General features: G+C 76.6%; 1 protein-coding gene. It reads left to right on the forward strand.

Annotated elements, in window-relative coordinates:
- Positions 1-2,798, forward strand: a 2,798-nt coding sequence (locus FNH08_RS48315) for an SDR family NAD(P)-dependent oxidoreductase (RefSeq protein ID WP_152778249.1), incomplete at both ends; no start/stop codon positions are given.

Genomic DNA, 2,798 nt, shown 5'->3' on the forward strand with positions numbered 1-2,798 from the left:
CCCCTCACCGCTTCCCTCACCGCTTCCCTCAGCACCGACGGCCCGCACCTGCTGACGCTGTCCGCCCGCACCGGTGACGCGCTGCGCGCCGCTTCCGCCGAACTGGCCGCCCATCTGCGGGCCCACCCCGACCTGGACGAGGGCGACGTCTGCGCCACCGTCCGCACCTCCCGCGACGCGGGCCCGTACCGCCTCGCCCTCGTCGCCGACGGCGACCTCGCGGACCGTCTCGAAGCCGCCCGCGACCGAGGCGACGCGGCCCGCCCCCGGCCGCGTACGGTCTTCCTGCTGCCGGGCCAGGGAACGCAGCGCCCCGGGGCGGGCCGCGCCCTGTACCGGTCGGCGCCGGTGTTCCGCGAGGTCCTGGACGAGGCGTCCTCGCTCACCGGGCCGGTCCTCGGACGCTCCCTGGCCTCCTGGTGCCTGGACGAGGACGCCGACCCCGTGGCGCTGGCGAGGACGGAGGTGGCCCAACCGCTGCTGGTCGCGTTCGGCGTGGGGCTGGCCGGGCAACTGGCCGCGTGGGGCGTCAGGGCGGACGCGGTCGTGGGGCACAGCGTCGGCGAGATCACCGCCGCGTGCGTCTCCGGCACGCTGTCCCCGGCCGAGGCGGTGGGGTTCGCCGCCGAACGAGGGCGCCTGGTGGGCGAGTTCGCCGCGCCGGGGGCCATGGCGGCCGTCCGGGGTGACGAGGACACCGTCACCGCCGTGGTCGCCGCGTCCGGCGGTGCGCTGTGCGTGGCCGCCGTCAACTCGCCCGCGCAGGTGGTGCTGGCGGGCGAGGAGCACGCCGTCGAACGGGCGGTCGCGGACCTGACGGCCCGTGGTGTGGCCGCGCGCCGGCTCCGGGTCTCGCACGCCTTCCACTCGCCGATGCTGGATCCGGTCCTCGATCCCCTGCGGAACGCGGCCAAGACGCTGACCCTCCACCCCGCGGGCACACCGATGCTGAGCACCGTCACAGGGCAGTGGGGGCCCGCACTGACGCCTCAGTACTGGCGCGACCACGCCGTCCGGCCGGTGCGGTTCGGCGCCGCCGTCGCCCGGTTGCTCGACGAGGGCTACGACACGTTCGTCGAACTCGGCGCCGGGGACTCCCTCTCCGGGCCGGTCCGCGCGGTCGCCGCCGGGGCACGACGCACCACGGCGGCCTCCGAGGTGACGGTCCTGCCCGCCCTGGGCGACGGCCGGGGGTCGGGTGCGGGCGCGGGGGCGCTGTTGGAGACGGTGGGCCGACTGTGGACGCGGGGGGTACCTCTGTCCCCGACGGCTCCGGAGGACGCGACGGCTCGCGGCGCCGGGAGCGCGGGGCGGCGACGGGTGCCCGTGCCCACGTACCCGTTCCAGCGCCGCCGTTACTGGCCGGAGCGGCCCCCCGGTTCGGCACCCGCACCCGGTGACATGCCCGTACCCGGTGACATGCCCATACCGCGACGCCTCATCTGGAGCGACACTCCACCTGCGGCCGCCCCCGGCCCCCGTGCCGTACGACTGGCCGGTGCCGACACCGCACTCGGGCGGGCGCTCGCCGAACGGCTCACCCGGCGCGGGGTGACGGTGTTGGAGCGGCACGACGCCCCTCCGACGGCCGCCGTCGACACCGTGGTGTGGCTGGCCGGGGAAGCAACGGACATCGAGGGCGAGCCGGACGCGGTGACCCGCACGGCCGTCTCCTCGCTGCGCGAGCTGACACCTCTCCTCGGCACGGGCCCCACCCGCCTGCTCGTGGTCACCGAGGACGTGAACACCACCGGCGCCGTCGCCGCGCCCGAGCGGTCCCGGCCCGGACACGCGCTGCTGCACGGCTTCGCCCTCGCCCTGCCCGAGGAACACCCCGGAGTGAGCTCCCGAAGCGTCGACCTGTCCTCACGGGACACGCTCGACTCCCGGCTCGACGCCCTCGAACGCGAGCTGTACTCAGAGGACATGGTGGGCGCCGACGGCACCGTCGCGTGGCGTGCGGGCCGCCGGCTGACCCGTACACCCGTCGCCGTGAGGGGCGGCACCGCCACCGCGCAGGCATTGCCCCCTGACGGTACGTACCTGATCACCGGAGGCGCCGGCGGGCTCGGTTCCGCGCTCGCCCGCGACCTCGCGGAGCGGGGCAAGCCGGACCTCGTCCTCACCGGACGCACCGCCACACCGCCCCGGGACCTGCTCGCCGACCTGCGGGCGCGGGGCGCCCGGGCCCGGTACCACGCGGTCGACGTCTGCGACGAGGCCGCCGTCGACGCGCTGGTCGCCGGACTGCCGCCCCTGGACGGGGTCTTCCACGCCGCGGGTACGGCCGCCCCCGGCAGCCTGCGCGGCAAACCGGACGAGGAGATCGAGGACGTTCTCGCCGCGAAGGTGCGCGGCACCACCCTGCTCGCCGGGGCGCTGCGCCGGCACGGCCACGAGGACGCCGTATGCGTCGCCTTCTCCTCGGTCTCCTCCGTACTGCCGGGCCTGGCCGGGGCACTCGGCGACTACGCGGCCGCGAACGCCTTCCTCGACGCCTTCGCCGCCGCCGAGCGGGCGGCGGGCCGCCCGTGGCAGGCGATCGGTTTCGGTCCCGTCGCCGACACGGGCCTGGCGAGCGGTACGCGGGCCCTCCGGGCTCAGGGACTCACGCCCCTGACCCCGCGCGCCGCGTTGGCGGGCCTGTACGCGTCGATCGGCCTGGACGCGGCCCACGTGCTGGTGACGGGCGCGGGAGAGACGGAGGGCTTTGGAGCGGACCCCGCACCGGCCGCCCACTCCCGGGCAACCGGTACCCACGACGACACGAACCGCCGCCCGACCACACACCCCAACCC

Origin of the sequence: Streptomyces spongiae, from assembly GCF_009377185.1 — a bacterium.
Classification (GTDB): domain Bacteria; phylum Actinomycetota; class Actinomycetes; order Streptomycetales; family Streptomycetaceae; genus Streptomyces; species Streptomyces spongiae.